A 24111-nucleotide genomic window follows, 5' to 3' on the forward strand; every position below is an offset into this window, starting at 1 on the left:
GCCGCGTTAGGCGGCGTTCTGGGCCAGGGCCAAGGGCGCGCCGTCGGGGCCGCCGACGGGGACGTCCAGCAGTTCGGTGACCGCCAGACCCTGGACCAGGTTGATGCCGCCGGCCTTGGCCGCTTCCAGTTCGACCAACGAATTCACGCCGGCCAGGGCCTGGACGAAGTCCTTGGCGGCGTAGGCGGCCTTGCGCTCGACGAACTTGAGAATCTGCTTCAGGCGGTCGTGTTCGGTCTCGCCGTTGAGGACCAGGGTGACGGTGTCGACCAGTTCGGGCGGCAGCCCCTGGATCGGGAAGGTCGGATCGCTGACCCTTACGTCGAACCTGGCGAAGCTGCCCTTCAGGAATGCCCGCATCTGCTGCAGCATGCCCAACGAAGCCTCGCGCGGCGTGGCGTAGACCGTAGCGACCAGGCGCGGCTGCTGGTCCAGCGGATAGCGTGACAGGCGGCTCTTGTAGGCGTCCTGCGACGAGGGCGTGGTCAGGTTCCAGAAACCGAACGGCACGTGGATTTCGCCGAAAGAGGCGGTCTTGAGCTGGCCTTGCGCGTCGGTCAGGGCGATCAGGTCACGCTTGAGCAGCTTGGAGTCGTCTTCCGGCGGCGGCCCGATCAGGTCCGCGCGCATGCCGATGGCCGAGCCGACGAAGGCGCCTTGGGCGAGATCGTAGATCCCCCACCAGCCGGTCTCGGCCGGCGGCGGCGGGACCTCGGCCTTGGCGGCGAGCTTGGCGGCCAGGGTCGGCTGCGGCTTGGTCTTGGCGGATCCGGGCATGACGACGGGCGGGCCGGTCTCGACCGGCTTCTCGGCCTTGGGTGGCTCGATCACGGGAGCGGCCGGCGCCGGCGCGGCGGCGGCCTTGGACGGCGCCGGTTCGCGCGCGATCGTGGTGGCGGCCGCCAGGCCGGACTTCTTCGCGGCGGCCTTCTCCTCGGCGTGGACCTTGGCTTCCGCGCGCGTGGCTGGCAGCGGTTCGATGGAGTCGGCGGTGACGACGTGAACGCGGCCTGGCTCGCCGCTGTAGCCCTCGCCGTTCAGCAGGCCCTTGAGAGCCTTCTGCGACAGGGCGGCGAACTTCAGCACCGCCTGCTCGTCGCCCTCGAAGGTCATCAGGGCGATCTGGCCGATCGGGCGGCCGGGGAACAGGACCTTTTCCAGCTCGGCGGCCAAGCCCTGCACCTCGGTGGGATCAAGCTGCTCGACATTGTGGTCGGCCACGACGAAGGCCAGGGGCGCCACGGCCCCACATTTGCGCGGCGCGCGCCAGCGGGCCTTCAGAAACGCGTCCGCCACCCCTTGCGCCTTGTGCTTGGGGATATCGCCCGGCGCGCTCTCGCCGTCGGCGGTAAACAAGATTCGCAGGCAGGCGATGGCCGTCATGCACGCAACATGCGTAGAATTCCTCGCCAATTGGTTAGGGCGCTGCTCATCTATCCGCGACGTTTTGGCCTGAGGGCTTCGATTGTCGTCCGCTGAAAGGCTCGCAGCGGCACGCCAAGAAACTCTAAGCATTTCTCCTTGAGAGCGCGTTAACCCCCGATACGGGGACTTCAGGTCCGTAGCGGCAGCTCCGCCAGTGAGACTTCCTGCTCACTCACCGGGGTCGCGAACAGCGCGCTGACCAGCGGTCCTTTTACCGTGTGCGCTCCCATCCGCCGCGCCAGCTCCAGTTCGCGAGCGCTGCGCACGCCGCCCAGCCCCAAACGCAGACCCCGACTGACGTACTGCGCCCGCGCCGACAGGAACTGATGAGCCTTCTGGAGACGTATCTTCTCGTCCTCCTCAGGCAATTGCAGCACGACGGCGTGCGCCAGGCCATCCGGAACGGCCTGGACATAGAAACCAGGGTCGCTCACCCGCAGCCCGACCCGGGCGAAGTTGTGTCCGACGATATCGCGCAGCGGCGCGAGCGCCGAGAATGGCAGGTCGCGCGGCACGTCGTAGACCATCGCCGCGATCCGGTCGCGCATCGCCAGGGGGATGGCCGCGAACCGGTCCTGGCAGATCTCGCGCAGACCGGCGCGCGCGACGCTCCACAGGCGCACGCGGACCCAGACCCGCAGGCTTGGATCGCCCTCCAAGGCCGCCACGGCGCGATCCAGCATCGCCAAGTCACGATCTAGATGATCGGCGTCCTCTTGGGGTTTGGCCTCGCCGGCCCTGACATAAGGTTGGATCTCGCTGCTTTCGAACCGTTGAGTGGCGAGACTGTAGATTGCCCTCCAGCCCAGGCGGATCGGCGCGACTCCGTCGACGTTGGACTTCTCGGTCACCGTGCGAGGCGTCGAGCCCCACGGCGCCAACTCCCGCACGCCGTCGCGATCGACCAGCCGCGTGCGTCCCGCCGGCGGCGGCGGCTCGCCCCCGCGCATGGCCAACAGCGCCTCTTCCGACAGGGTCGAGAAGCGCAGCACGTCTTCTTCCTCGCCCTCGAAAATCACCATGCAGAGGTCGTCCCGCCCCTGGGTGCCGAAAAGGCGAAGCTGCAGCTCGGCGGCCATCTGGCGCATTTCCTCGCCGTCGAGAAACTCCGCGACCGGGTCGATCAGGACGTAGGCGCCGGGCGCGACGCGCCCATGGCGCCGGGGCGAACGCCAGCGCTGATCGATATAGCCCGACGCGGTCTTGTCGATCTTGGCGGGCGAGATTCCCTCCAAGGCCGCCCAGCGCGCGCCGTGTTCGATGCATATGCGTAGACACGCCATTCCAGCCATGAGCGCCATTCGCCACGGCCAAGCTTTAGAAAGTCTTGTTATCCAATGGCCTGCGATGAACGGTCGCAAGCGCCACCTTGGGCGCTCTAGACGAATGTCTCGCTCAGGCGGAACTCCAGCCGTTCGCGGATCGCCGGCCAGTCATAGTCGGTGATCGAGAAGACGGCGGTGTCGCGCACGTGGCCGGTCCAGGTGACCTTGTGATTGCGCAGCACGCCTTCCTTGGTCGCGCCCAGTTTCTGGATCGCCGCCTGGCTGCGAGCGTTGCGCACGTCGGTGACCAGCTCCACCCGGATCGCCCCGGCCTTTTCGAAGGCGTGCGACAGCATCAGGCGCTTGCTCTCCGGATTGATCGGCCCCGAACGCACCTCCGGGTTCAGGAACGTCGAGCCGATCTCCAGTCCGCCGTGCAGTCGGCGGATGTTCATGTAGCTGGACGTGCCGACGACCTTGCCGTCGGACAGGCGACGGATGGCGAAGGCGATGCGTTCGCCACGGTCGGTCTCGCCCTGAAGGGCGCCCCAGAAGTCCTCGAAGCCCTCGCCGCAACCGTTGACCGACATGATCTCCCAGCTATCGGGATCGCAGTCGATGGCGGCCTTCAGCTCGTCGCGGTGATCGACGGTGATCGGTTCGAGCCGGACGTAGCGGCCCTGCAGGGTGTCGGCGGTCAAGGTCAGCATGGCCCCGTTTTCGAACAGGAGCGCCCCGATGACAACCCAGGTTCTGGGCCAGGTTCGGACAGGACCGCTTGCCGCCCGCGTAAAGCCGGTCTACAACCACTTCAAACAAGCGTTTGACACATAAGACAGCGGGCAGAGGGAACGGCCATGGACTTCGATATCTCCCCCACGCAGCGCGCCTTCCTGGATCGCGTGACCGCGTTCATGGAAGAGCACATCTATCCGGCGATCCCGGTCTACGAGGCCGAGATGAACGTCCTTGGCGCCGAGCGCTGGAAGGTCGTCCAGGTCGTCGAGGAGCTGAAGGCCAAGGCCAAGGCCGCCGGCCTGTGGAACTTCTTCATGCCGCCGCACAGCGGCCAAGTGCATGTGGATGATAGTTTCCAGTTCGAAGGCGTGCAGCTGACCAATCTGGAATACAGCCTGATCGCCGAACAGCTGGGCAAGGTCGGCTTCGCTTCGGAGGTGTTCAACTGCTCCGCGCCCGACACCGGCAACATGGAAGTGCTGATGCGCTACGGCACGCTGGCGCAGAAGGAGAAGTGGCTGCGCCCGCTGATGAACGGCGAGATCCGTTCGGCCTTCCTGATGACCGAGCCGGCGGTGGCCAGCTCGGACGCCACCAATATCGAGACCCGCATCGAGCGCGACGGCGACCATTATGTGATCAACGGCCGCAAGTGGTGGTCGTCGGGCGTCGGCGATCCACGCTGCAAGGTCGCCATCGTCATGGGCAAGACCGATCCCGACAACGCCAGCCGCCACCAGCAGCAGAGCCAGGTCCTGGTCCCGCTGGACGCGCCGGGCATCGAGATCGTCCGCATGCTGCCGGTGTTCGGTTATGACGACGCCCCGCACGGCCACGCCGAGGTCATCCTCAAGGACGTGCGCGTGCCGGTCGAGGACGCGCTGCTGCTGGGCGAAGGCCGCGGCTTCGAGATCGCCCAGGGTCGCCTGGGCCCCGGCCGCATCCACCATTGCATGCGCACCATCGGCACGGCGGAAGTCGCGCTGGAAAAGATGTGCAAGCGCCTGATGAGCCGGAAGGCCTTCGGCAAGTACGTCTCGGACCACTCGGTGTGGGAAGAGCGTGTCGCCGACGCCCGCATCGACATCGAGATGTGCCGCCTGCTGTGCCTGAAGGCCGCCGACATGATGGACAAGGCCGGCAACAAGTCGGCCCGTCTGGAGATCGCCATGATCAAGGTCGCCGCGCCGCGCCTGGCTTTGAAGATCATCGACGACGCCATCCAGGCCCACGGCGGCGGCGGCGTGACCACCGACTTCGGGCTCGCGAAAGCGTATGCCGGCATCCGCACGCTGCGCCTGGCCGACGGTCCGGACGAAGTGCACCAGCGCACGATCGCGCGGATGGAATACGGCAAGTACGGCGACCTGGTCTTCAAGCAGAAGGCCGAGAAGGAAGCGGCCCTGCACGTGCCGGGGATCCGGTGATCTAGCGCCTCACTTGCCCCCACCGGACCGCTTCGCGGTCGTCCGCCCCGGAGGGGGCGGAAGATGCTTCTTCCCCCTCTGGGGAGGAGCGCGAAGCGCGGAGGGGGCACGTGATCGCATATTCCGGGCGGACAGTCTCGCCTCTCCCGGCGACACTCCCCCCATGAGTCGTCCCGCCCGCCTTATCCTGGACCGCGCGCCCTCGCCCATCGGCGAGTTGCTGATCGTCACCGATGAGGCGGGCCTGCTGCGGGCCATCGACTTCCATGACTACGAGCCCCGGCTGGATCGGCTGCTGAAGACCCACTACGGCGCGCCGCGGCCCGACGTCGGCGCGGCGCCGGCCACGATACGGTCAGCCTTGGTCGCCTATTTCGCTGGCGACTTCGCGGCTCTGAACACCATCCCCTGGACGACCAACGGCACGGCCTTCCAGCACGCGGTGTGGACGGCTCTGACGGAAATTCCGGCCGGCCAGACCATCACCTATTCCGAGCTGGCGCGCCGCGCCGGTCGTCCGGCCGCGATCCGCGCCGCCGGCCATGCCAATGGCTCCAACCCGCTCAGCATCGTCGCGCCCTGCCACCGCGTGATCGGCATGGACGGAACCTTGACCGGCTATGGCGGCGGCATCGAACGCAAGCGCTGGCTGCTTACCCACGAGAAGGCGCTCTAAGCCAGCCTCGCCGCCCCGTGCAGGACGACCTTGCCGATCTGGAAGAACGGCAAGCTGAGCGTGACACCGATCAGGGCGTTGAACACCATCGCGCCGCGATTGTAGCGCCCAGCCTCGCCGTCCAGCGCCGCCGACAGCGCCCGGCCCGCGGCCGCGCCCAGCCAGGCGACGGCCAGGGCCAGGGCCATGGCCGCGCCGATCCGGGGCTGGTAGCCGAGATACAGGGCCGCGACTCCGTGCGCGGCGATCAGCACCCCGCCCAGGGCGCGCCCCTCGGCGAACAGCGGCGCCTTTGGCGTCTCTTCGTCGGCCAGTCCCGCCAGGCCCAGCATGGTCTGCGGCCGCGCCAGGATCATGCCGCCCAGGGTCCCGCCTATGACGCAGGCCAGAACCGCCAGGAACAGCGACAGGACGTAGCTCGACATGGGCCTTGTTGCTCCTGCTATTCTCGACGCTACTCTGGCGCGCGGCAGACGGCCTCGACGTTGAAGCCATCCGGGTCCAGAACGAACGCGCCGTAATAGTCCTTATCGTAATGTGGGCGAAGTCCGGGCGGACCATTGTCTTTTCCACCGGATTTCAGCGCCGCTTCGTAGAAGGCGTCGACCTGGGCGCGCGTCTCGGCCGCGAAGGCCACGTGGAGCTTGCCCTGGGTCGCGTCCTGCTCGGAAATCCAGAACATCGGCCGCGTGACGCCATAGCCGACGGCGTCCACCCCACCGGTGAATTCCTTGGGCACGACATACAGTTGGCGGATCCCCAGCGGGCGCAGCGCGGCGTCATAAAAGACCGCGGAACGCTGGAAGTCGGCCACCCCGAACCCCACATGATCGAACATCGAACCCTCCCGCATTAACCGCGCCGCAAAAAGTTCGCGGTCGTCGTCCTTGACTCCCCCGAGCGCCCTGCCTAACTCACGCTCGGCGTTGGCACTCGACGGTAGTGACTGCTAACAGCAGCGCTCCTCGGGTCCAGCGAAGCCTTTACACAAACCGTTCCGACGGAGAACCACAATGAAATTTCGTCCCCTGGGCGACCGCGTCCTCGTGAAGCGCGTCGAAGAAGAAACCAAGACCAAGGGCGGGATCATCATCCCCGACACCGCCAAGGAAAAGCCGCAGGAAGGCGAAGTCGTCGCCGTCGGTCCCGGCGCGCGTAACGACAAGGGCGACGTCGTCGCCCTGGACGTCAAGGCCGGCGACCGCATCCTGTTCGGCAAGTGGTCGGGCACGGAAGTGAAGGTCGACGGTCAGGATCTCCTGATCATGAAGGAAAGCGACGTCCTGGGCGTGGTCGAGGGCTAATCCCTCCCGCCTCCTAGACACTTTCTTCCTCGAAATTCCTATTTCAGAAAGGCGCCCTCCATGGCCGCTAAAGACGTTTATTTCGGTTCCGACGCGCGCGACAAGATGCTGCGCGGCGTCAACATCCTCGCCAACGCCGTGAAGGTGACCCTGGGCCCCAAGGGCCGCAACGTCGTCATCGAAAAGTCGTTCGGCGCCCCGCGCACCACCAAGGACGGCGTCTCGGTCGCCAAGGAAATCGAACTGGCTGACAAGTTCGAGAACCTCGGCGCGCAGATGATCCGCGAAGTGGCCTCGAAGACCAACGACAAGGCCGGCGACGGCACCACGACCGCCACGGTCCTGGCCCAGGCCATCGTCCAGGAAGGCCTCAAGTCGGTCGCGGCCGGCATGAACCCGATGGACCTGAAGCGCGGCATCGACAAGGCCGTCCTGATCGCCGTCGAGGACATCAAGAAGTCCTCGAAGAAGGTCACGACCAACGCTGAAATCGCTCAAGTCGGCACCATCTCGGCCAACGGCGACAAGGAAGTTGGCGAGATGATCGCCAAGGCCATGGACAAGGTCGGCAACGAAGGCGTCATCACCGTCGAAGAAGCCAAGACCGCCGAGACCGAACTCGACGTCGTCGAGGGCATGCAGTTCGACCGCGGCTACCTGTCGCCGTACTTCATCACCAACGCCGACAAGATGGAAGTTCAGCTGGAAGAGCCGCTGATCCTCCTGTTCGAAAAGAAGCTGTCGTCGCTGCAGCCGCTGCTGCCGGTGCTGGAAGCCGTCGTGCAGTCGGGCCGCCCGCTGGTCATCATCGCCGAAGACGTCGAAGGCGAGGCCCTGGCCACGCTGGTCGTCAACAAGCTGCGTGGCGGCCTGCGCGTCGCCGCCGTCAAGGCACCGGGCTTCGGCGATCGCCGCAAGGCCATGCTGGAAGACATCGCCATCCTGACCGGCGCTCAAGTCGTCAGCGAAGACCTGGGCATCAAGCTCGAGAACGTCTCGCTCGACATGCTGGGCAAGGCCAAGAAGATCTCGATCACCAAGGACGACACCACGATCGTGGACGGCATTGGCGAGAAGGAAGCGATCGAAGCCCGCATCGCCCAGATCAAGCGCCAGATCGAAGACACCACGTCGGACTACGACAAGGAAAAGCTGCAAGAGCGTCTGGCCAAGCTGGCCGGCGGCGTCGCGGTCATCCGCGTCGGCGGCTCGACCGAAGTCGAAGTGAAGGAAAAGAAGGACCGCGTCGACGACGCCCTGAACGCGACCCGCGCGGCCGCCGATGAAGGCATCGTCCCGGGCGGCGGCACCGCTCTGCTGTGGGCTTCCAAGGCCCTGGCCGGCGTGACCGGCGACAACGACGACCAGACGGCCGGCATCGCCATTGTCCGTCGCGCCCTGCAATCGCCGATCCGCCAGATCGCCGAGAACGCCGGCGTCGAAGGTTCGATCGTGGTCGGCAAGATCCTGGAAAGCGACTCGAGCGCGTTCGGCTTCAACGCCCAGAGCGAGCAGTATGTCGACCTGGTCGCCGACGGCGTCATCGACCCGGCCAAGGTGGTCCGCACGGCTCTGCAGAACGCCGCCTCGGTGGCCGGCCTGCTGATCACCACGGAAGCCGCGATCGTCGAAGCCCCCAAGAAGGGCGGCGGCGCTCCGGCCGGCGGCGGCATGCCGGGCGGCATGGGCGACATGGACTTCTAAGAAGTCCACGTCGGCTCACGAGCTGAAAAAGATGAGGGCGGGGCCGCGAGGCTCCGCCCTTTTTCTTTCGCCGTGACGCGCGTGCGAATGACGCCCGCCTCACCTTCCCGTGACAGGCGAAAATCGTCCGCATCCAAATTTCGCCACAGGCGTTAACGGCCCCATAGCTCTTGAGCATGGAGGCGGTTGATGGCGTTCGTGCGTGAAATTCCCACCCATCGTCGGCGTCGCGTTTCACGGCCGACGCTGGTGATTGTCGCTCTATCGGCCTGGCTCGTGCTGGGCCTGCTGAGCCAGGCGGCGTTCCAGCTTATCGGCTGAGCCCTTTCCGCGAGGCTCGGTCAGGGCTACATGCGGCTGATGTTCCGCCAGCGCCCCGACGCCGATCTGATCGTTCAAGGCTGGGTCATCGGCGTCATGGTCGAGGTTCCGGGCGAGCGCATGCCCGTCCGCCACTACTTCGCCGTCGGCAAGGCCGACCGCGCCCAGGCCGAGTGGGCGGCCGTCGACTTGGCCATGAACGCCGGCTCGGTCGCCTCCAGCCCCGTGGGCGGCAAGGAACCGGTCGAGGCCTTGCGCGAGATCGTCGCCTTCCGCATGCGGGACCTAGGCCTCAAGCCCGGCGAGGCGCGCGCGCTGGGCGACAAGAACCCGCGCCGCTGGCTCTCGCTCTGACCTAGTGGCGCTTGCCGCCGCCGCAGTTGCAGCCACCGCCGCCGCCGCGTCCGCCGACGCGCACCGAGACCGACGACGACGCCGAAGCTGACGCGCTGGCCGAGGACGACGCCCGGCCCGAGGCGTAGCCGCCAGCCCATCCGCCGCCGCCCACCAGGCCATAGCCGCCATAGCCGCCGCCACGCCCGCCCGATTGCGCGCCGACATAGCCCATCGGCAGCGGCGGCGGCTCGACATAACCACCCCAGGCCTGGGCCGGGGCCGAGCCAGCGTTCCAGCCGCCGCCCGAACCGTAGCGCGAGCCCGAATAGCTCGAAGACGACGAGCTCTCCTCGTAGCGTTCGGTCTCGCGGGTTTCCTCGTAGCTCTCGACGGCGCGCTCCTGGTAGCGAGCGGCTGGACGATCGACATAGACGGGACGATCCACATAGACCGGGCGGTCGATATAGACGGGCTTTTCGACGACCCGCTCGACCTTGACGATCTTCTCGACCGGCACCTGGACGATGCGTTCGACCGGCACCTCGACCCGCTTCTCGACCACCACCGGCCTCTCGATGACCCGGTCGACGGGGCGGTCGACATAGATCCGCTTCTCGACGATCCGCTCGACGGGGACCTCGATGCGCTTTTCGACGACGACCGGCTTTTCGACCACCTTCACGATCGGCACTTCGACGCGCTTCTCGATGATGACGGGCCGGTCGATGACCTTCTCGACGATCTGGGTGGTGGGACGGTCGACATAGACCGGCACGCGCTTTTCCACGACGACCGGGCGGTCGACATAGACGACCTTGGTCCGGGGCCTGGGCTTCGGAGCGGCCCGTTTCGGCACATGCTCGCCCCGCGCCGGCGCGCCGGGGAAGCCGTCGGCCAAGGCGGGCGAAACCGCCGCCGCGCTGGCGAAAGCGGCCGTGGCGCCGACAAGAAGAAGGGTCCGGAGAGTCATCGCCGACCTCGTACGCAAAGCTCTGCCGTCCCGGGGCGGGACGACTCTCGCCTATCCCCGCAATCCCGGCGCCAAAGCCTCTTGGCGACCGGTGATCTCTGTGGTCATGCTCCGCGCCAAACGGATGTTTGAGGGAAGACGACGGATGGCGAAGACTCTGGCCGCGATGGCCCTGACCCTGGGCTTGGCCCTGACTGGCGCGGCCTGCGCGCAAGGCCCGGCGAACGTCGCGCCCAACGACTACGGCAACAAGGACAGCTGGCTATGCTGGCCCGGCCGAGCCGACGCCTGCGCGGTCGACCAGACGACGACGGTTGTCCTGGCCGACGGCAAGACCTCCATCGAGACGTTCAAGGCCGCCACCGCGCCGAGCTATGACTGCTTCTACGTCTATCCAACCGTCTCGACCGATCCGGGCGGCAACAGCGACATGGTCATCGACGAGGCCGAGCGGCGGGTGGTCGAACAACAGCTGGCCCGCTTCGCCAGCAAGTGCCGGGTCTTCGCCCCGATGTACCGCCAGGTGACCCTGGCGGCCCTGCGCTCGGTGATGATGGGCCAGCCCTCGCCGGGCAACGGGGTCCTGGCCTATGGCGACGTGCGCGACGCCTGGCGCTGGTATCTGGCCAACGAGAACAAAGGCCGCGGCGTCGTCCTGATCGGCCACAGCCAGGGCTCGCGCATGCTGCTGGACCTGCTGAAAAACGAGATCGATGGCAAGCCGGCCCAGAAGCAGATGATCTCGGCCTATGTGCTGGGCATGAACACCCCGGTGGCCGACGGCGAGTTCGGCACGATCCCGCTGTGCGCGAAGGCCGACCAGGCCGGGTGCCTCGTCACCTATGTCTCGTTCCGTGAGGCCGCCCCGCCGCCGGCCAACAGCCGGTTTGGCAAGACCGACGAGCAGGGCCGCCGCGCGGGCTGTGTGAACCCCGCCGCTCTGCTGGCCGGCAAGGGCTCGACCGACGAGGCGACCCTGCACGCCTATCTGGGCAGCAAGCCGTTTCTGTCGAGCCTGCCGCCGAAGCCCTTCGCCAAGGACGTAACGGTGTCGACGCCGTTCGTGTCACTGCCCGGCCTGCTATCGGCCAAGTGCGTCAACGAAGGCGACTTCAGCTATCTGGCGGTGAAGGTGAATGCCGACCCGGCCGATCCGCGCACCGACGAGATCACCGGCGACATCGTCGTGCCCGGCGGCGTCCTGAAGGACTGGGGCCTGCACCTGATCGACGTCAATCTGGAGATGGGCGACCTGGTGGCCCTGGCCGATCGTCAGGCCGAGGCGTACGCGGGACGCTAGGACCCACCCACGGGTCCTAGCGCCATCTCATGCCGGCGGCGGGGTCGACTCCGCTCCGGCCCGCGCAAGGCGTGCGGAGGCTTATTTCGGGCCGGTCGCCGCCTTGAACACGGTCGCGCCCAGCAGCATCACGATCACGAAGCCGAGCAGGAACAGGAAGAACAGGATCTTGGCCACGCCCGCCGCCGCGCCCGCGACGCCCGTGAACCCGAGCGCGCCAGCGATCAGGGCGACAACGGCGAGAATGATGGCCCACTTGAGCATTTGCGTTTCCTTCCAGGGGCGCGCGAGCGGCGCCGTTGGGAAAACAACGCCCCGCTTGAGCACGCCGTTCCTTGTTTTCGCCGCTCGGCACCGCTAACTCGAAGCCATGGCCTCCAAGCCCGAAAGCCCGACCGAACCCTTCAAGCGCGCCCTGGCGCACGCCGCGCGCTCGCTCGCCGAGACGCCGGACCTGGAGGTCGTGTTCTCGGGCGACGGTCCCCAGCTGCTGGGCAAGCGGGCGATCTTGCCGCATCCGCCGCGCGACCTGTCCTCGAAAGAGGCCGCGCGCATCCGGGGCCTGGCCGACCAGATGGCCCTGCGCCTGGCTCACCACGACCCGATGGCCCACGCCCGCGCCCGCCCCGCCTCGCCCGACGGCCAGGCGGCGTTCGAGTCGATCGAGCAGGCCCGGCTGGAAGCCATCGGCGCCAATGCGCTCGGCGGCGTCCGCCAGAACCTGACCGCCGCCCTCGAGGCGCGGTTGGAGAAGCAGGGCCTGACCCGCGCCGTCGCCACCGACCGCCAGTCCGCCCCCATGGCCGAGATCCTGGGCCTGATGGTCCGCGAGCGCCTGACCGGCGACGCGCCGCCCGACGGGGCCAAGGCTCTGGTCGACATCCTGCGCAACGACATCGAGATGAAGGCCGGCAAGGACCTGGACCGCCTGGCCGCCGCCATCGACGACCAGGCCGCCTTCGCCCGGGTGAGCCGCGAGATCCTCCGCGACCTGGATCTCGGCGAGGAGATGTCCGAGGCCACCGAAAGCGCCGACGAGGACGACGGCGAAGACGAGGGCGCGACCGAGAATTCCGACGAGGATCAGGGCGAGGGCGAAGGCGAACAGCCCGAGGGCTCTTCCCCCCAGGAAAGCGAAGCCTCCGACCGCGAGACCGAGTCCGGCGACGAGGAGATGGTGCAGTCGGACCAGGAGGGCGAGCCCGAGGAGTCCGACGAGACGCCGGACATGGGCGACGGCGCCAAGGCCGCGCGTCCCGACACCAGCCAGGCCCAGGGCGGCGAGCCGCTGTACAAGATCTTCACGACGGCCCACGACGAGGTCGTCGACGCCGAGGACCTGTGCGACGCCGAGGAGCTGACGCGCCTGCGGGCCTATCTGGACCAGCAGCTATCGGCGCTCTCCAGCGTGGTCTCGCGCCTGGCCAACAAGCTGCAGCGTCGCCTGCTGGCCCAGCAGAACCGCGCCTGGACCTTCGATCTCGAGGAGGGGATGCTGGACGTCGCCCGGCTGACGCGGGTGATCATCGACCCGACCGCGCCGCTGTCGTTCAAGCAGGAAGAGGACCAGGAGTTCCGCGACACGGTCGTGACCCTGCTGATCGACAATTCCGGCTCGATGCGCGGGCGGCCGATCATGGTGGCGGCGATCTGCGCCGACATCCTGGCGCGCACGCTCGAGCGCTGCGGGGTCAAGACCGAGGTGCTGGGCTTCACCACCCGCGCCTGGAAAGGCGGGACCAGTCGCGATGAGTGGATCAAGGCCGGCAAGCCCGGCGCCCCGGGTCGCCTGAACGACCTGCGACATATCATCTACAAGGCCGCCGACGCGCCCTGGCGGCGCGCGCGCAAGAACCTGGGCCTGATGATGCGCGAGGGGCTCCTGAAGGAGAATATCGACGGCGAGGCCCTGATGTGGGCGCACCAGCGCGTCATCAACCGGCCCGAAGCCCGCCGCATTCTGATGGTGATTTCCGATGGCGCGCCGGTGGACGACTCCACCCTCAGCGTCAATTCAGGCCACTATCTGGAGCGTCACTTGCGCCAGGTCATCGGTGAGATCGAGGGCAAGAGCCCCGTGGAGCTGATCGCCATCGGCATCGGCCACGACGTCACCCGCTACTATCGTCGCGCCGTCACCATCGTCGACGTGGAGCAGCTGGGCGGGGTGCTAGTCGAGCAGTTGGCCGCCCTGTTCGAGGAAGAACCGCGCCAGATCGCCCGCGCGCGCGGGCTGCTGGCTCCGCCCCCGGTGGTCACGCCTCAGGCGGCCAAGGCCCCGGGCAAGGTCCACGCGTGATCGGTCCGCGTCTCGCGCTGATCCTGGGCCTGGTCGGCGGCCTGGGCGGCATGGCCACCCAGTGCACACCGCGCAGAGCCCCGCCCGCCCCCATGGTCCCGGCGGCCCCGGTCAAGGCCGGCCCCGAGATCGGCGTCATGGCCACGCCCGTGCCGCTGGACGCGGCCAATCCGGCCAAGGTCACGGTGGAGGGCGGCTTCACCTATGCCGGCGGCCTGGTGCTGACCAGCGCCGACACCACCCGCCTGCACGGCCTCTCGGACCTGTCGGTCACGATCGACGGCCGGCTGACGGCGATCAGCGACGACGGCGACCTTTTCGAGGCCAGGCTGCGGCTGGACGCCACCGGCCGCCTGATCGGCGTCACCGACGGCAAGCTGCAGCCCCTGAAGGGCCTGGACGGGCAGCCGCTGCAGAACAAGCAGCATGCCGACGCCGAGGGCCTGGCCGTGCTGCCCAACGGCGACCGCCTGGTCAGCTTCGAGCGCGACCACCGCATCTGGCGCTACGCCGTCAGCTCCGACGGAACCTGGAGCCGTCCCGCCCCCGCCCCCAAGCCCGCCACCATCTTCCCCGACAACGAGGGCATGGAGGCGATCTCGGCCTATCCGGCCGCCGGCCCCGACGCCTACATCGTCGGCGGCGAGGAGGGCGAGGCGTGGCTGTGCCGCCTGTCGACCGACTGCAAGGCGCTGCCGCCGCAGTCGGGCCCGGACTTCACCTGGGGCCTGACGGGCTTCGCGCCCTTCTCGGGCGCGGCCGTCGCCACCCTGCATCGCGGCTATGACCCGGTGCGCGGCTGGCGCTCGGTGGTGCGCTTCATCTCCGACCCGACCAAGCCCCTGGCGCAGCAGCGGACGTCCGCCGCCTTGCGCATCGAAGGCGCCATGCCACGCGACAACTTCGAAGGCGTGTCCCTGACCGGTCCGCCTCCGGGCGCGCCCGCCGGCTCCACGCGGATCTATCTGATCTCCGACGACGGCGCGGTCAGCAACAACCAGCGCACCCTGCTGCTGGCCTTCGACTGGGTCGCCCCGCCCATGCCAGCGCCGCTGCCGCCCAAACCCGCCCGGAAGCCCGTTCGCAAGCGCTAAGACCGTTTCGTTTCGAACGAGACAGTTTCATATCCAACTATATGATTATATTGAACTTTTGTCCGGAAAATCTAATTTCGCACTTGCAATAGGTACCGGTACCATCTACCCATGTCCTCGACGGACGACGAGGCGAGATCCTGGGGGCCGTCAGAGGAACGCACCTGGAGGCGGTTGAATCCAACCTCCTTTCCGGGACTATCAAAATGATCCGTCTGCTCGCTATCGCCATCGCCGCCCTGATGTCCACCGCCGCCGCCACCTCGGCCAGCGCCGGTGAAATCACCATCAAGGTCGCCGGTCGCGCCACCCCCGAAGTCCACGCCGATATCGTCGGCGCCGCCAAGCAACTCTGCCAGGACGACCTGGCCGGCAATCCGAACGCTTCGGACCTGGCCCCCTATTGCGTGCGCGAAGTCACCCGCGACGCCGTCCTGCGCACCAAGAGCCGCGAACTGGTCGCCTACAACAAGGCCCAGGGCCGCAGCGTCTACTTCATGCGCGTCGCCGTCCGCTAAACAAGCGCGGCGACCGAAAGTGTGAGCGGTTTCGGCGTTAGGCCACGCTCTCACTAAGGAATCGATCCTGTCCGAACGACAGGCTCGGGACCGTACGCCTGAGAATAGGCCCACGAGACTCCGGTCTCGTGGGCTTTTTCATGCCCGTTTTCTGGCCTGCGATCGGTTGTTCGCACGCGAAGCACTCACGCGCTCAAGCTTAGGGTGCAATGCAATATAATCGTTGATAACCCAAGAGAACGTCGCTATATGCAACGCGACGGCCAAACAGGCGACAGACCGGAAACGGACCGTCAGGGGAACGCGTCTGGAGGTGGTTGATCGCAACCCCCTTTCGGAACTTTCGAGATGATCCGCTCCATCGTTCTGGCCGCTTCGGCCATCGTCCTCGCCGCCGCCGCTCCCGCCTCGGCCGCCGAAATGCGCGTCAAGGTCGCCGGCAAATCGGCCGCCGAAGTCCGCGCCGAAATCGTCAAAGCCGCCTCGACCGTGTGCTGGCAAGACATCCGCGGCGAAGCCCTCGCCGGCTACCTGTATCCGGCCTGCATCCGCGCCTCGGTCAACGACGCCGTGTCGAAGATCAACAACCCGGCTCTGTCGGCCTACAACACCGCCAACCCGGCCTCGGGCGCGGTCGTCGCTCGCTAAGCGACCTCCCACTACAGTACAAGCTTCCAAACCCGCCGCGGCTCGGTCGCGGCGGGTTTTGCTTGTCTGGATGGAGGCTTGCGCCGGCGCGATGCGTCCGTGGCGCTTCGGGCCGACCTGTGTCTGGGGACAAACAAATTCAGGCCGAGAATTCTTGGCCCGCCCATTGTGGTCGGATTACCGCCCCTGGTGAACGAGGAGCCTTGGCCGCCTCCGCGGAGACAGGGCCGGCGAAGGCGCTCGACCGCTGGTTCGGATCACCGGCCCAGGCCTAGGCCTCACGCACGACGAAAAGCCCGCCGGGAGCGATCCCAGCGGGCTTTTTGTTCAGTCGAGAACCGTCTTGAGCCTTAGGCGGCTTGAGCGGCGGCCTTGGCCTTGGCCTTGACCTGCGACTTGATCTTCAGGGCGCGCGGCGACAGCTGCTCGTCCTTGGCGCCCAGCAGAAACACGTCCAGGCCGCCCTTGAAGTCCAGGGTGCGCAGGGCCGCGTTGCTGATGCGCAGCTTGAAGCTCTGGCCCAGCGACTCCGACTGGAGCGTGGCGGGCGACAGGGCCGGCAGGAAGCGGCGCTTGGTCTTGATGTTCGAGTGGCTCACATTGTGGCCGACCATCGGACCGATACCGGTAAGTTCGCAACGGCGCGACATGGTGGTTACCTTGGCTTGGGCGAAACCGCTGGCTCGGTGAAGAGCCTGGCTCCGATAAGATATGAATTCGGACACACGGTTGGACCAGGCCGACCGCGCGAGAGCGGGCGATATAGGCGAAGGCCCATGCATGAGTCAAGGCTGTCGGCCGCCATCCGTGAAGGAACCGGACGCCTCACCCCCGCCTTCAAGCACGGTTCATATCGCACTCTATATAGGGAGCTGCATGAAGGAGACCCGTCGTATGCGTTCCACCGCCCTCGCCGCTTCCGCCCTGGCCCTCTGCGCGGGCGTGGCTATCGCCGGTTTCAGCCTGGCCCAGCCCGCGGCGCGCGCCTCCGCCCATTCGACGATTCTGCCTGGCCAGTGGGAGTACGACTACAAGATCGGCATGATCCCGGTCAGCAACGAGACCAAGTGCCTCAAGCCCGCCGACACCGAGCAGTTCTCACGCGGGATCTGCACCAAGCGCTATCGCTGTGAGTACACGACCAATGTCGTGCGCGACGGCAAGATCCAGCTGAAGGGCACCTGGACCGACAAGAAGGAGCGCGTCTCGCCGGTCACGGCCGACGGCGCCTACTCGCCCGAGGCCTTCAAGATGAACATCCACATCAAGACCATCAGCGGGATGCCGCTGGCCGGCAGCCTGACGGCCAAGCGCCTTTCGGCCGAGTGCCCGCCGGAAGAAACGGCCGCCAAGTAGGCGCGCTTCCTGAAGCCGATTTGTGGTTAATCCGCTTTAAGCTACAATAGCTTGTAGGGAACAAACACTGAATCGGGAAACGTCGCCGATTCGGTCCTGATTCGTTTCGCCCCTGTTCGGAGAAGCGTTAGCGCGCGTTAAGCGTTGCGTCTCCGTCACTCTCGCCCTTGTGGCGGAATGACGGGGTCAGGGGATGCGCGGCGGCGCGACCGAGAATTCCAAATCGAACAGCGTCGGCGTCTCGCTGGTCCTGGCCTTCTCGATGGTCAGCAGCTTGGCCTTGGTCTCCGCGCCGCCGGGGGCCGAGAAGCCACCCATGTGCCCAGAAGACCCCAGCACGCGGTGGCAAGGCACCACGATCGGCCACGGGTTTTCGCCCAGGGCCTTGCCGACGGCCCGCGCCGCGCCCGGTTCGCCCATGGCCTTGGCCACCTCGCCATAGGTCGAGGTGTCGCCGGGCGTGATCGCCCGGGCGATTTCGTAGACCCGCAGGTTGAAGGTCGACTGGCCGTCCAGATCCAGGGGAATGTCCGACAGGTCGTCGCGGCCGCCGGCCAGCAGGTCGCGGATCCGCTCGATGACCATTTCGATTTCGACGGAGGGCTCGGCCTCGACCGCGTCCGGGAATCGCCTCCGCAGCCTTGCCCAGGCCGCGCCCGGCGAGCTTTCCGGCAATTGCACGCCGATCAGGCCGCGTTCGCCCCAGGCAAGGCCGCAGCGCCCGATCTCGGTGTCGAAAAGGGTGAAACCCTGGGCGGTCATGCGAGAAAAATAGCAGGCCTGTTGCGAGTTGGGAGGCGCCGCCCTTACGATTTCCGGAACTTGCTCTCGGAGGCCGCTCTTGCGCCCGATTCTTCTCGCCCTTCTGGCCGTCCCAATGGCCTTGGCGCCCCTCGCGGGCGGCGCGAACGCCGCCGACATCCTGATCCACGGCGGTCCGATCCATACGGGAGTCGACGCGGCGCCCACCGCCGAGGCGGTGCTGATCCGCGACGACAAGATCCTGTTCGTCGGTCCGCTGGCCGCCGCCAAGGGCAAGGCGGCCAAGGACGCTCGCGACATCGACCTGAAGGGCGCGGCCGCCTATCCCGGCTTCGTCGACGCCCACGCCCACCTGGTCGGCATCGGTCTGCGCGAGCTGACCCTGAACCTGGACCAGGTCCAGTCGGTCGCCGACCTCGTCGCCACCGTGAAGACCTATGCCGCCGCCCATCCCGAAGGCGCGATCTTCGGCCGGGGCTGGATCGAGACCCACTGGCCCGAGAAGCGCTTTCCGACCAAGGCCGACCTGGACGCCGCGGCGCCGGGCCGGGTGATCGTGCTGGAACGCTCCGACGGCCATGCCAGCGTCGCCTCCAGCGCCGCACTGGCCAAGGCCGGGGTTACGGCGACCACCGCCGCCCCAGCCGGCGGCCAGATCCTGAAAGGCGCCGACGGCCAGCCCGACGGCATGCTGATCGACCACGCCCAGGGCCTGGTCGAGGGCGTCATCCCGCCGCCCTCCGAAGCCCTCAAGCGCGAGGCCATCCGCAAGGCCGGATCACTGTACGCCGCGCGCGGCTGGACCGGGCTCGACAATATGAGCGCCATGGGTGACGACCTGGCCCTGCTGCGCGACGAGGCCGCCAAGGGCGCCTTCAAGATCCGGGTCGACAACTACATGGACCCCAGCGGCGCGGCCGAGGTGCTGGCCAAGGGTCCGCAAACGGACGCCACGGGTCTCATTCGCGTACGCGGCGTCAAGCTCTATATGGACGGCGCCCTGGGTTCGCGCGGCGCGGCACTGCTGGAACCCTATAGCGACGCCGAGAGCCTGGGCCTGCAGCTGACCCCGCAAGACAAGGGCCTGGCTTTGATGAAGCAGGCCAAGGCGGTCGGCGCGCAGGTGGCCATGCACGCCATCGGCGATCGCGGCAACCGCATGACCCTGGACTGGTTCGAGCAGAGCCTCGTCGGCGACAAGGCCGCGCGCTGGCGCATCGAGCACGCCCAGATCGTCGCCGACACCGACGTGCCGCGCTTCGCCAAGCTGGGGGTCATCGCCTCGATGCAACCCAGCCACGCGATCGGCGACCTCTATTTCGCTCCCGCCCGCCTGGGCCAGGCGCGCCTGCACGAGGGCTATCGCTGGAAGGACTTCCTCACGGCCGGCGTCGTGGTGGCCGCCGGTTCGGACGCCCCGGTCGAGGTCGGCGACCCGCGCATCGAGTTCTACGCCGCCGTCCACCGCCACAGCCTGACCGGCTTCGCAAACGCCGACTGGCACTTGGAAGAAGCCGTCACCCGCGCCCAGGCCCTGAGGATGCTGACCCTGGCCCCGGCCTACGCGGTGTTCCGCGAGCAGGAACTGGGCACGCTGGAAGCTGGCAAAAAAGCCGACGTCACGGCCTTCGACAAAGACCTGATGACGGTGGAGCCCAAGGAGATCCTCACCGCCCAGCCGGTGCTGACGGTGGTGGATGGCAAGGTGGTGTTCTCGCGGCCGTAGCGCCGCACCGCCTTGCCTCCCCACGATTCCCGCCCCACCTTCCAGATATGAGTGACCGTTCGACCGGCCTGGCCCCTTCGAAGCTGACCGCGGTCCTGGGGCCCACCAATACCGGCAAGACCCATCTGGCCGTCGAACGGATGCTGGGTCACGCCTCCGGGATGATCGGCCTGCCGCTGCGCCTGCTGGCGCGCGAGATCTACGACCGGATCGTCAAGCTGCGCGGCAAGGCCGCCGTGGCCCTGATCACCGGCGAGGAGAAGATCACCCCGCCCCGCGCGGCCTATTTCGTCTGCACGGTCGAGGCCATGCCGCTGGCCCGCGAGGTCGATTTCCTGGCCGTCGACGAGATCCAGCTGTGCGCCGATCCCGAGCGCGGCCACATCTTCACCCACCGCCTGCTGCATGCGCGCGGCAAGTTCGAGACCATGTTCCTGGGCTCGGCGACCATGGCTCCGCTGGTGCGCCGCCTGCTGCCGGACGCCGAGATCGTCGGGCGCGAGCGTTTTTCCAACCTGTCCTATGCCGGCTCCAAGAAGCTGACCCGCCTGCCCCGGCGGACGGCGATCGTCGCCTTCTCCACCGACGCGGTCTACGCCATCGCCGAGCTGATCCGCCGACAGCGCGGCGGCGCGGCCGTCGTGATGGGGAGCTTGAGCCCCCGCACCCGCAACGCCCAGGTCGCGCTCTACCAATCTGGCGAGGTCGACTTCCTGGTGGCCACCGACGCCATCGGCATGGGCCTGAACATGGACGTCGACCACGTGGCCTTCGCGGGCCTGCGTAAGTTCGACGGCAAGCGCACCCGCTGGCTCTATCCTCAGGAGGTCGGCCAGATCGCCGGCCGCGCGGGCCGCTACACCCGCGACGGCACTTTCGGCGTCACCGGCGACTGCGAGGAGATCGACGAGGACCTGGTCGAGGCGGTGGAGAGCCACACGTTCGAACCCATCACCCAGGCCGAGTGGCGCAACGCCCGGCTGGACTTCGGCTCGCTGCCGGGCCTGCTGCGGTCTCTGAACGAGACACCCAAGCGCAATGGCCTGTCGCTGTCGCAGGAGGCGCTGGACGAGCGGACCCTGCGGGCCTTGGCCAAGGACGAGGACGTCATCAAGCGCTGCAAGAGCGACCGCTCGGCCCTGCTGCGGCTGTGGGACGTCTGCCAGACGCCGGACTTCCGCAAGACCACCGACGACGACCACCAGCGCATGGCGCGCACCCTGTTCGACGACCTGACCACCGGCCGCAAGCGCTTGCCCGAGGATTGGATCAACAGCCAGTACAAGGCGCTGGACCGCACGGACGGCGAGATCGACAGCCTGGCCGCGCGGCTGTCGGGCGTGCGCACGCTCAGCTACATCGCCAACCGCCCCGACTGGGTGGCCAATCCCGCCCACTGGCAAGGCCTGACCCGCCAGCTGGAAGACCGGATCAGCGACACCCTGCACGAAAAGCTGATGGCCCGGTTCATCGACCGCCGCACCAGCGTGTTGATGAAGCAGCTGGGCGAACGCGAGACGCTGTATGCCGGCGTCGGCCAGGACGGCGAGGTGACGGTCGAGGGCCACGTGGTCGGCCACCTGTCGGGCGTGGCCTTCACCCCGGTCAAGGCCACCTCCGCCCTGGAGGAAAAGGCCCTGCGCAACGCCGCCCAGCGCGCGGTCGGGCCCGAGATCGCCCGCCGCCTGGGCGTGCTGGCCAGCGAGCCCGACGACGCCTTCGCCCTCACGCCCGACGGCGCGATCCTGTGGCGCGGCGAGGCGGCCGGCGCGGTGCGCCACGGCCTGCCGCTGCTGTCGCCCCGCGCCCGCCTGCTGGGCGAACTGGGCGCGGCGGCCGTGCGCGAGCGGGCCGAGCGACGGTTGGACGCCTTCCTGGCCAGCGAGGTCGACAAGCACCTGGCCCCGCTGCGCAAGCTGGAACGCGCCTTGGCTGGCGGCGAACTTCGGGGCCTGCCGCGCGGCGTCGCCCACCGCCTGCTGGAGGCCGGTGGGGTGCTGGACAAGGGTCCGGTGGATCCGGAACTGAAGGCGCTCAGCCAGGCCGAACGCCGCACCCTGAAGAGCCTGGGCGTGCGGATCGGGGCGTTCAGCCTCTACTGCCCCGGCGTGATCAAGGCCGAAGCCATCGCCTGCGCCCGCGCCCTGAACCCGACCGGCTGGCGCGGGGCGCTGACGACGCTGGAGCCCCTGTCCTCGCCCGAGCCGTCGGCCCGCGAGCTCTCGGCCAGCGGCCTGCGCGCCGTGGCCGGATTCAGCATCCCGGTGGACGCGCTGGAAGAACTCGACGGTCTGCTGCGCGCCGAACAGCACCACGGCGGCGTCATCTTGACCGACAAGGCGCTGGAAAAGCTGGGCTGGACCGCCAGGCAGGCCTCCAACGTATTGCGGGCCCTGGACTACACCCCCGCCATCCGCGCCAAGCCCGACCAGCCGATCGTCTGGAAGCGCCGTGGCGCCGCCAAGCTAGAGCAGAAGCCGGTCAAGGCCCGTCCGGACTCGCCGTTCGCGGCGCTGGCCAAGCTGACCGAACCGCCGCCCCGGCGGAAGAAGCCGCGCCGCCGCAAGCCCGCGCCCCAGAAAGCCGCGTCATGACGGACACCCATGGTGAGTCTGTCCGGGCCGACGTCTGGCTGTGGCGCGCCCGTTTCTTCAAGACCCGTTCCCTGGCCGCCAAGTTCGTCGACGAGGGCCGCATCCGCCTGACCCGCGCCGGCGCCGAGACCCGTATCGACAAGCCCTCGCGCACCGTGAAGCCCGGCGACGTCGTGGTGTTTGGCCTGGCCGGCCGCCTGATCGCCGTTCGCGTGCTGGACTGCGGCGAACGCCGAGGCCCAGCCACCGAGGCGCGTGGACTCTACGAAGCGGTCGAGCCTTAAGCCTCCGAGACCGCCACCGGCGGCCAGATCCGCGCGCTGACGCCGCCGCCTTCGCGGTTGGTGATAGCCAGTTTGCCGCCGAAGCGCTTGATCAGGCGCTCGGCCGTCGGGATACCCAGGCCAAAGCCGCCGGTGTCGCGCGCCCTCGCGGCGTCGCCTCGGAAGAAGGGTTCGTAGATGCGGGCCATCGCCTCGTCGGTCAGGCCCGGCCCCTGGTCCAACACCTCGATCAGGGGCCCATCCGAACCATCCGCCGTCAGCCGCACCTTGGCCTGGCCGCCGAAGCGCACGGCGTTGTCGACCAGCCGGATCAGGGCCTGCTCCAACGGACCGCGATGGGTGGTGACGATCAGGGTCTTGCCGCCCTCGTAGCGGACCTTGTCCGGCCAGCGCGCCATGACCCCATGGATCAGGGCCGGTAGGTCGACGGGCTCGGGCGCGCTGGCCGAGTGCTGGGCGCGCAGCCAGTCGGCCAGGGATCGCAGCATCTCGTCCAGTTCGCCGACATTGCCCTCGACCAGGGCCTTGATGTCGTCGGGCTCGATATAGTCCGCGGCCAGGGTCAGGCGGGCCAGCGGGGTGCGCAGGTCGTGGCTAAGCGCCTCCATGGCCCGCGCCTGGTCTTCGATCAGGCTGGCGATGCGGCGCTGCATGTCGTTGAAGGCTCGCCCCAGCTCGACGATGTCATTGGGGCCCTCGATCAGGATCGGCGACGGCGGGCTCTCGCCCACGTGGCGCGAGGCCTCCGTCAGGCGGCGCAGGGGCTCGCCCAGCTGGCGCAGGGCGTAGGCGCCCAGGCCCAAGCAGCCCAAAGAGAAGACCAGGGTCGTGGCCACCGCGCGCAGGGCGATCGGCCAGGGCCGGGGGAAGTTGCGCGAGCGGAAGGTCAGCCAGCGACCGTCCTTCAGCCCCATGACGCCGACCAGGTCGCGGCCGCCCTCGGGCCGGCTCTCCGACCACAGGCGCAGCGGCTGCTTGGCCAGGGCCGGCTCCCAGCGGCGGACATAGTCGGCGATGGCGTTCGCCTCGCTCGTCTGGGCCCGTGAGATCGGCGGCCCTTCCGGCGGCAGGGCCACCACCTCGGCCTGGAGGTAGTGCGAACTCATCACCTGGTCGAAGTCGGCCTGGCCCAGCTTGCTGACCCGCTCGCCGACGACCAGCAGCTCGGCGATCCGCCGGGCGTGGTCCTCGCGCAGGGTCTGGCGGTCGATGGCGCTGTAGAAGGCGACGCTGGCCGTCAGTTGCACCAGCACGATGGCGACCACCACCCAGATGGATCGCCCCACGAAGCCGCGGGATCGCCGCAGCACTTTGCGCACCGTCAGTGTCATGGCCAAAGGCTATACGAAGCGCGAGCTTCTAGG

The 24111-nt window shown here is 68.0% G+C and carries 25 protein-coding genes; 15 read left to right on the forward strand and 10 right to left on the reverse strand.

Annotated features, from left to right (window positions below; translation table 11 throughout):
* Positions 1–6: 6 nt before the first annotated feature.
* The 3 genes from ACW173_RS03935 to ACW173_RS03945 all read right to left on the reverse strand — a co-directional run bounded on the left by ACW173_RS03935 (position 7) and on the right by ACW173_RS03945 (position 3400).
* Positions 7–1383, reverse strand: coding sequence for a hypothetical protein (locus tag ACW173_RS03935; protein ID WP_492083571.1), 1377 nt, complete (start codon positions 1381–1383; stop codon positions 7–9).
* A gap of 170 nt (positions 1384–1553) precedes the next feature.
* A complete protein-coding gene (locus ACW173_RS03940) occupies positions 1554–2786 on the reverse strand; it encodes a hypothetical protein (protein WP_492083572.1) in 1233 nt (410 codons plus the stop codon).
* 17 nt (positions 2787–2803) lie between these two features.
* Positions 2804–3400 carry a GNAT family N-acetyltransferase gene (locus tag ACW173_RS03945; protein WP_492083573.1) on the reverse strand — a complete coding sequence of 199 codons (597 nt, stop codon included), beginning with the start codon at positions 3398–3400 and terminating at the stop codon, positions 2804–2806.
* A 147-nt stretch (positions 3401–3547) separates the two neighbouring features.
* Here ACW173_RS03945 and ACW173_RS03950 point away from each other — a divergent pair, with 147 nt between their 5' ends.
* Together ACW173_RS03950 and ACW173_RS03955 are read left to right on the forward strand one after the other, a co-directional pair.
* Positions 3548–4855 carry an acyl-CoA dehydrogenase family protein gene (locus ACW173_RS03950; RefSeq protein WP_492083574.1) on the forward strand — a complete coding sequence of 436 codons (1308 nt, stop codon included), beginning with the start codon at positions 3548–3550 and terminating at the stop codon, positions 4853–4855.
* 163 nt (positions 4856–5018) lie between these two features.
* Positions 5019–5531, forward strand: coding sequence for a methylated-DNA--[protein]-cysteine S-methyltransferase (locus ACW173_RS03955; RefSeq protein ID WP_492083575.1), 513 nt, complete (start codon positions 5019–5021; stop codon positions 5529–5531).
* On the opposite strand, the gene ACW173_RS03960 is transcribed toward ACW173_RS03955, so the two are convergent.
* The gene (locus ACW173_RS03960) at positions 5528–5956 is read right to left on the reverse strand and encodes a DUF4345 family protein (protein ID WP_492083576.1); all 429 of its coding nucleotides are present in this window, start codon (positions 5954–5956) and stop codon (positions 5528–5530) included. The genes ACW173_RS03955 and ACW173_RS03960 overlap by 4 nt on opposite strands.
* Before the next feature lie 29 nt (positions 5957–5985).
* Positions 5986–6369, reverse strand: a complete 384-nt coding sequence (locus tag ACW173_RS03965; RefSeq protein WP_492083577.1) for a VOC family protein — start codon at positions 6367–6369, stop codon at positions 5986–5988.
* 175 nt (positions 6370–6544) lie between these two features.
* Here ACW173_RS03965 and groES point away from each other — a divergent pair, with 175 nt between their 5' ends.
* From groES to ACW173_RS03985, 4 genes are all read left to right on the forward strand, one after another.
* On the forward strand, positions 6545–6835 hold the full coding sequence (groES, locus tag ACW173_RS03970) for a co-chaperone GroES (RefSeq protein WP_172270611.1): 291 nt from the start codon (positions 6545–6547) through the stop codon (positions 6833–6835).
* A gap of 60 nt (positions 6836–6895) precedes the next feature.
* Entirely contained in the window at positions 6896–8539 is a 1644-nt protein-coding gene (gene groL, locus ACW173_RS03975) for a chaperonin GroEL (protein WP_492083578.1), read from the forward strand.
* A gap of 189 nt (positions 8540–8728) precedes the next feature.
* Positions 8729–8860 carry a hypothetical protein gene (locus ACW173_RS03980; protein ID WP_492083579.1) on the forward strand — a complete coding sequence of 44 codons (132 nt, stop codon included), beginning with the start codon at positions 8729–8731 and terminating at the stop codon, positions 8858–8860.
* Between the two features lie 39 nt (positions 8861–8899).
* Complete coding sequence (locus ACW173_RS03985) at positions 8900–9214, forward strand: hypothetical protein (RefSeq protein WP_492085901.1); 315 nt, start codon at positions 8900–8902, stop codon at positions 9212–9214.
* Position 9215: 1 nt separating this feature from the next.
* On the opposite strand, the gene ACW173_RS03990 is transcribed toward ACW173_RS03985, so the two are convergent.
* On the reverse strand, positions 9216–10166 hold the full coding sequence (locus ACW173_RS03990) for an IMCp domain-containing protein (RefSeq protein ID WP_492083580.1): 951 nt from the start codon (positions 10164–10166) through the stop codon (positions 9216–9218).
* A 145-nt stretch (positions 10167–10311) separates the two neighbouring features.
* Here ACW173_RS03990 and ACW173_RS03995 point away from each other — a divergent pair, with 145 nt between their 5' ends.
* Positions 10312–11466, forward strand: a complete 1155-nt coding sequence (locus tag ACW173_RS03995; RefSeq protein WP_492083581.1) for a DUF3089 domain-containing protein — start codon at positions 10312–10314, stop codon at positions 11464–11466.
* 81 nt (positions 11467–11547) lie between these two features.
* Here the strand turns inward: ACW173_RS03995 and ACW173_RS04000 are convergent, their stop codons facing one another.
* Positions 11548–11730: a DUF1328 family protein gene (locus ACW173_RS04000; RefSeq protein WP_492083582.1), complete on the reverse strand. Its 183-nt coding sequence runs from the start codon at positions 11728–11730 to the stop codon at positions 11548–11550.
* A 106-nt stretch (positions 11731–11836) separates the two neighbouring features.
* On the opposite strand from ACW173_RS04000, the gene cobT reads away from it, so the two are divergent.
* The 4 genes from cobT (at position 11837) to ACW173_RS04020 (ending at position 16025) form a co-directional block, all read left to right on the forward strand.
* Complete coding sequence (gene cobT / locus ACW173_RS04005; RefSeq protein WP_492083583.1) at positions 11837–13765, forward strand: cobaltochelatase subunit CobT; 1929 nt, start codon at positions 11837–11839, stop codon at positions 13763–13765.
* Positions 13762–14859, forward strand: coding sequence for an esterase-like activity of phytase family protein (locus tag ACW173_RS04010; RefSeq protein WP_492083584.1), 1098 nt, complete (start codon positions 13762–13764; stop codon positions 14857–14859). The genes cobT and ACW173_RS04010 overlap by 4 nt, the downstream gene beginning before the upstream one ends.
* Before the next feature lie 206 nt (positions 14860–15065).
* The gene (locus tag ACW173_RS04015; RefSeq protein WP_492083585.1) at positions 15066–15377 is read left to right on the forward strand and encodes a hypothetical protein; all 312 of its coding nucleotides are present in this window, start codon (positions 15066–15068) and stop codon (positions 15375–15377) included.
* 348 nt (positions 15378–15725) lie between these two features.
* The gene (locus tag ACW173_RS04020) at positions 15726–16025 is read left to right on the forward strand and encodes a hypothetical protein (RefSeq protein ID WP_492083586.1); all 300 of its coding nucleotides are present in this window, start codon (positions 15726–15728) and stop codon (positions 16023–16025) included.
* Between the two features lie 350 nt (positions 16026–16375).
* Here the strand turns inward: ACW173_RS04020 and rpmB are convergent, their stop codons facing one another.
* Positions 16376–16675: a 50S ribosomal protein L28 gene (rpmB, locus tag ACW173_RS04025; protein WP_125155294.1), complete on the reverse strand. Its 300-nt coding sequence runs from the start codon at positions 16673–16675 to the stop codon at positions 16376–16378.
* Positions 16676–16919: 244 nt separating this feature from the next.
* Between rpmB and ACW173_RS04030 the strand changes: the two genes are divergently transcribed.
* Positions 16920–17381 carry a DUF3617 domain-containing protein gene (locus tag ACW173_RS04030; protein ID WP_492083587.1) on the forward strand — a complete coding sequence of 154 codons (462 nt, stop codon included), beginning with the start codon at positions 16920–16922 and terminating at the stop codon, positions 17379–17381.
* Between the two features lie 186 nt (positions 17382–17567).
* Here the strand turns inward: ACW173_RS04030 and ACW173_RS04035 are convergent, their stop codons facing one another.
* Positions 17568–18143: a methylated-DNA--[protein]-cysteine S-methyltransferase gene (locus ACW173_RS04035; protein WP_492083588.1), complete on the reverse strand. Its 576-nt coding sequence runs from the start codon at positions 18141–18143 to the stop codon at positions 17568–17570.
* Positions 18144–18222: 79 nt separating this feature from the next.
* On the opposite strand from ACW173_RS04035, the gene ACW173_RS04040 reads away from it, so the two are divergent.
* Genes ACW173_RS04040 through ACW173_RS04050 form a run of 3 tightly spaced genes read left to right on the forward strand, consistent with a single transcriptional unit; the run spans position 18223 to position 22747 of the window.
* On the forward strand, positions 18223–19869 hold the full coding sequence (locus ACW173_RS04040) for an amidohydrolase (protein ID WP_492083589.1): 1647 nt from the start codon (positions 18223–18225) through the stop codon (positions 19867–19869).
* A 47-nt stretch (positions 19870–19916) separates the two neighbouring features.
* Positions 19917–22463, forward strand: coding sequence for a helicase-related protein (locus ACW173_RS04045; RefSeq protein WP_492083590.1), 2547 nt, complete (start codon positions 19917–19919; stop codon positions 22461–22463).
* Positions 22460–22747 (forward strand): RNA-binding S4 domain-containing protein, encoded by a 288-nt coding sequence (locus ACW173_RS04050; protein WP_492083591.1) that lies wholly within the window; start codon positions 22460–22462, stop codon positions 22745–22747. The genes ACW173_RS04045 and ACW173_RS04050 overlap by 4 nt, the downstream gene beginning before the upstream one ends.
* On the opposite strand, the gene ACW173_RS04055 is transcribed toward ACW173_RS04050, so the two are convergent.
* Positions 22744–24078 carry an ATP-binding protein gene (locus ACW173_RS04055; protein WP_492083592.1) on the reverse strand — a complete coding sequence of 445 codons (1335 nt, stop codon included), beginning with the start codon at positions 24076–24078 and terminating at the stop codon, positions 22744–22746. The two genes, ACW173_RS04050 and ACW173_RS04055, sit on opposite strands and share 4 nt — an antisense overlap.
* Positions 24079–24111: the final 33 nt, after the last annotated feature.

Source organism: Caulobacter sp. ALps2 (assembly GCF_058681635.1).

What these genes read in the sequence shown, in the direction of transcription:
- ACW173_RS03935 (WP_492083571.1), bottom strand. Translation starts at nt 1,383, where the DNA reads ATGACGGCCATCGCCTGCCTGCGAATCTTGTTTACCGCCGACGGCGAG.
- ACW173_RS03945 (WP_492083573.1), bottom strand. Translation starts at nt 3,400, where the DNA reads ATGCTGACCTTGACCGCCGACACCCTGCAGGGCCGCTACGTCCGGCTC.
- ACW173_RS03950 (WP_492083574.1), top strand. Translation starts at nt 3,548, where the DNA reads ATGGACTTCGATATCTCCCCCACGCAGCGCGCCTTCCTGGATCGCGTG.
- ACW173_RS03955 (WP_492083575.1), top strand. Translation starts at nt 5,019, where the DNA reads ATGAGTCGTCCCGCCCGCCTTATCCTGGACCGCGCGCCCTCGCCCATC.
- ACW173_RS03960 (WP_492083576.1), bottom strand. Translation starts at nt 5,956, where the DNA reads ATGTCGAGCTACGTCCTGTCGCTGTTCCTGGCGGTTCTGGCCTGCGTC.
- ACW173_RS03965 (WP_492083577.1), bottom strand. Translation starts at nt 6,369, where the DNA reads ATGTTCGATCATGTGGGGTTCGGGGTGGCCGACTTCCAGCGTTCCGCG.
- groES (WP_172270611.1), top strand. Translation starts at nt 6,545, where the DNA reads ATGAAATTTCGTCCCCTGGGCGACCGCGTCCTCGTGAAGCGCGTCGAA.
- groL (WP_492083578.1), top strand. Translation starts at nt 6,896, where the DNA reads ATGGCCGCTAAAGACGTTTATTTCGGTTCCGACGCGCGCGACAAGATG.
- ACW173_RS03980 (WP_492083579.1), top strand. Translation starts at nt 8,729, where the DNA reads ATGGCGTTCGTGCGTGAAATTCCCACCCATCGTCGGCGTCGCGTTTCA.
- ACW173_RS03985 (WP_492085901.1), top strand. Translation starts at nt 8,900, where the DNA reads ATGTTCCGCCAGCGCCCCGACGCCGATCTGATCGTTCAAGGCTGGGTC.
- ACW173_RS03990 (WP_492083580.1), bottom strand. Translation starts at nt 10,166, where the DNA reads ATGACTCTCCGGACCCTTCTTCTTGTCGGCGCCACGGCCGCTTTCGCC.
- ACW173_RS03995 (WP_492083581.1), top strand. Translation starts at nt 10,312, where the DNA reads ATGGCGAAGACTCTGGCCGCGATGGCCCTGACCCTGGGCTTGGCCCTG.
- ACW173_RS04000 (WP_492083582.1), bottom strand. Translation starts at nt 11,730, where the DNA reads ATGCTCAAGTGGGCCATCATTCTCGCCGTTGTCGCCCTGATCGCTGGC.
- cobT (WP_492083583.1), top strand. Translation starts at nt 11,837, where the DNA reads ATGGCCTCCAAGCCCGAAAGCCCGACCGAACCCTTCAAGCGCGCCCTG.
- ACW173_RS04015 (WP_492083585.1), top strand. Translation starts at nt 15,066, where the DNA reads ATGATCCGTCTGCTCGCTATCGCCATCGCCGCCCTGATGTCCACCGCC.
- ACW173_RS04020 (WP_492083586.1), top strand. Translation starts at nt 15,726, where the DNA reads ATGATCCGCTCCATCGTTCTGGCCGCTTCGGCCATCGTCCTCGCCGCC.
- rpmB (WP_125155294.1), bottom strand. Translation starts at nt 16,675, where the DNA reads ATGTCGCGCCGTTGCGAACTTACCGGTATCGGTCCGATGGTCGGCCAC.
- ACW173_RS04030 (WP_492083587.1), top strand. Translation starts at nt 16,920, where the DNA reads ATGCGTTCCACCGCCCTCGCCGCTTCCGCCCTGGCCCTCTGCGCGGGC.
- ACW173_RS04035 (WP_492083588.1), bottom strand. Translation starts at nt 18,143, where the DNA reads ATGACCGCCCAGGGTTTCACCCTTTTCGACACCGAGATCGGGCGCTGC.
- ACW173_RS04045 (WP_492083590.1), top strand. Translation starts at nt 19,917, where the DNA reads ATGAGTGACCGTTCGACCGGCCTGGCCCCTTCGAAGCTGACCGCGGTC.
- ACW173_RS04050 (WP_492083591.1), top strand. Translation starts at nt 22,460, where the DNA reads ATGACGGACACCCATGGTGAGTCTGTCCGGGCCGACGTCTGGCTGTGG.
- ACW173_RS04055 (WP_492083592.1), bottom strand. Translation starts at nt 24,078, where the DNA reads ATGACACTGACGGTGCGCAAAGTGCTGCGGCGATCCCGCGGCTTCGTG.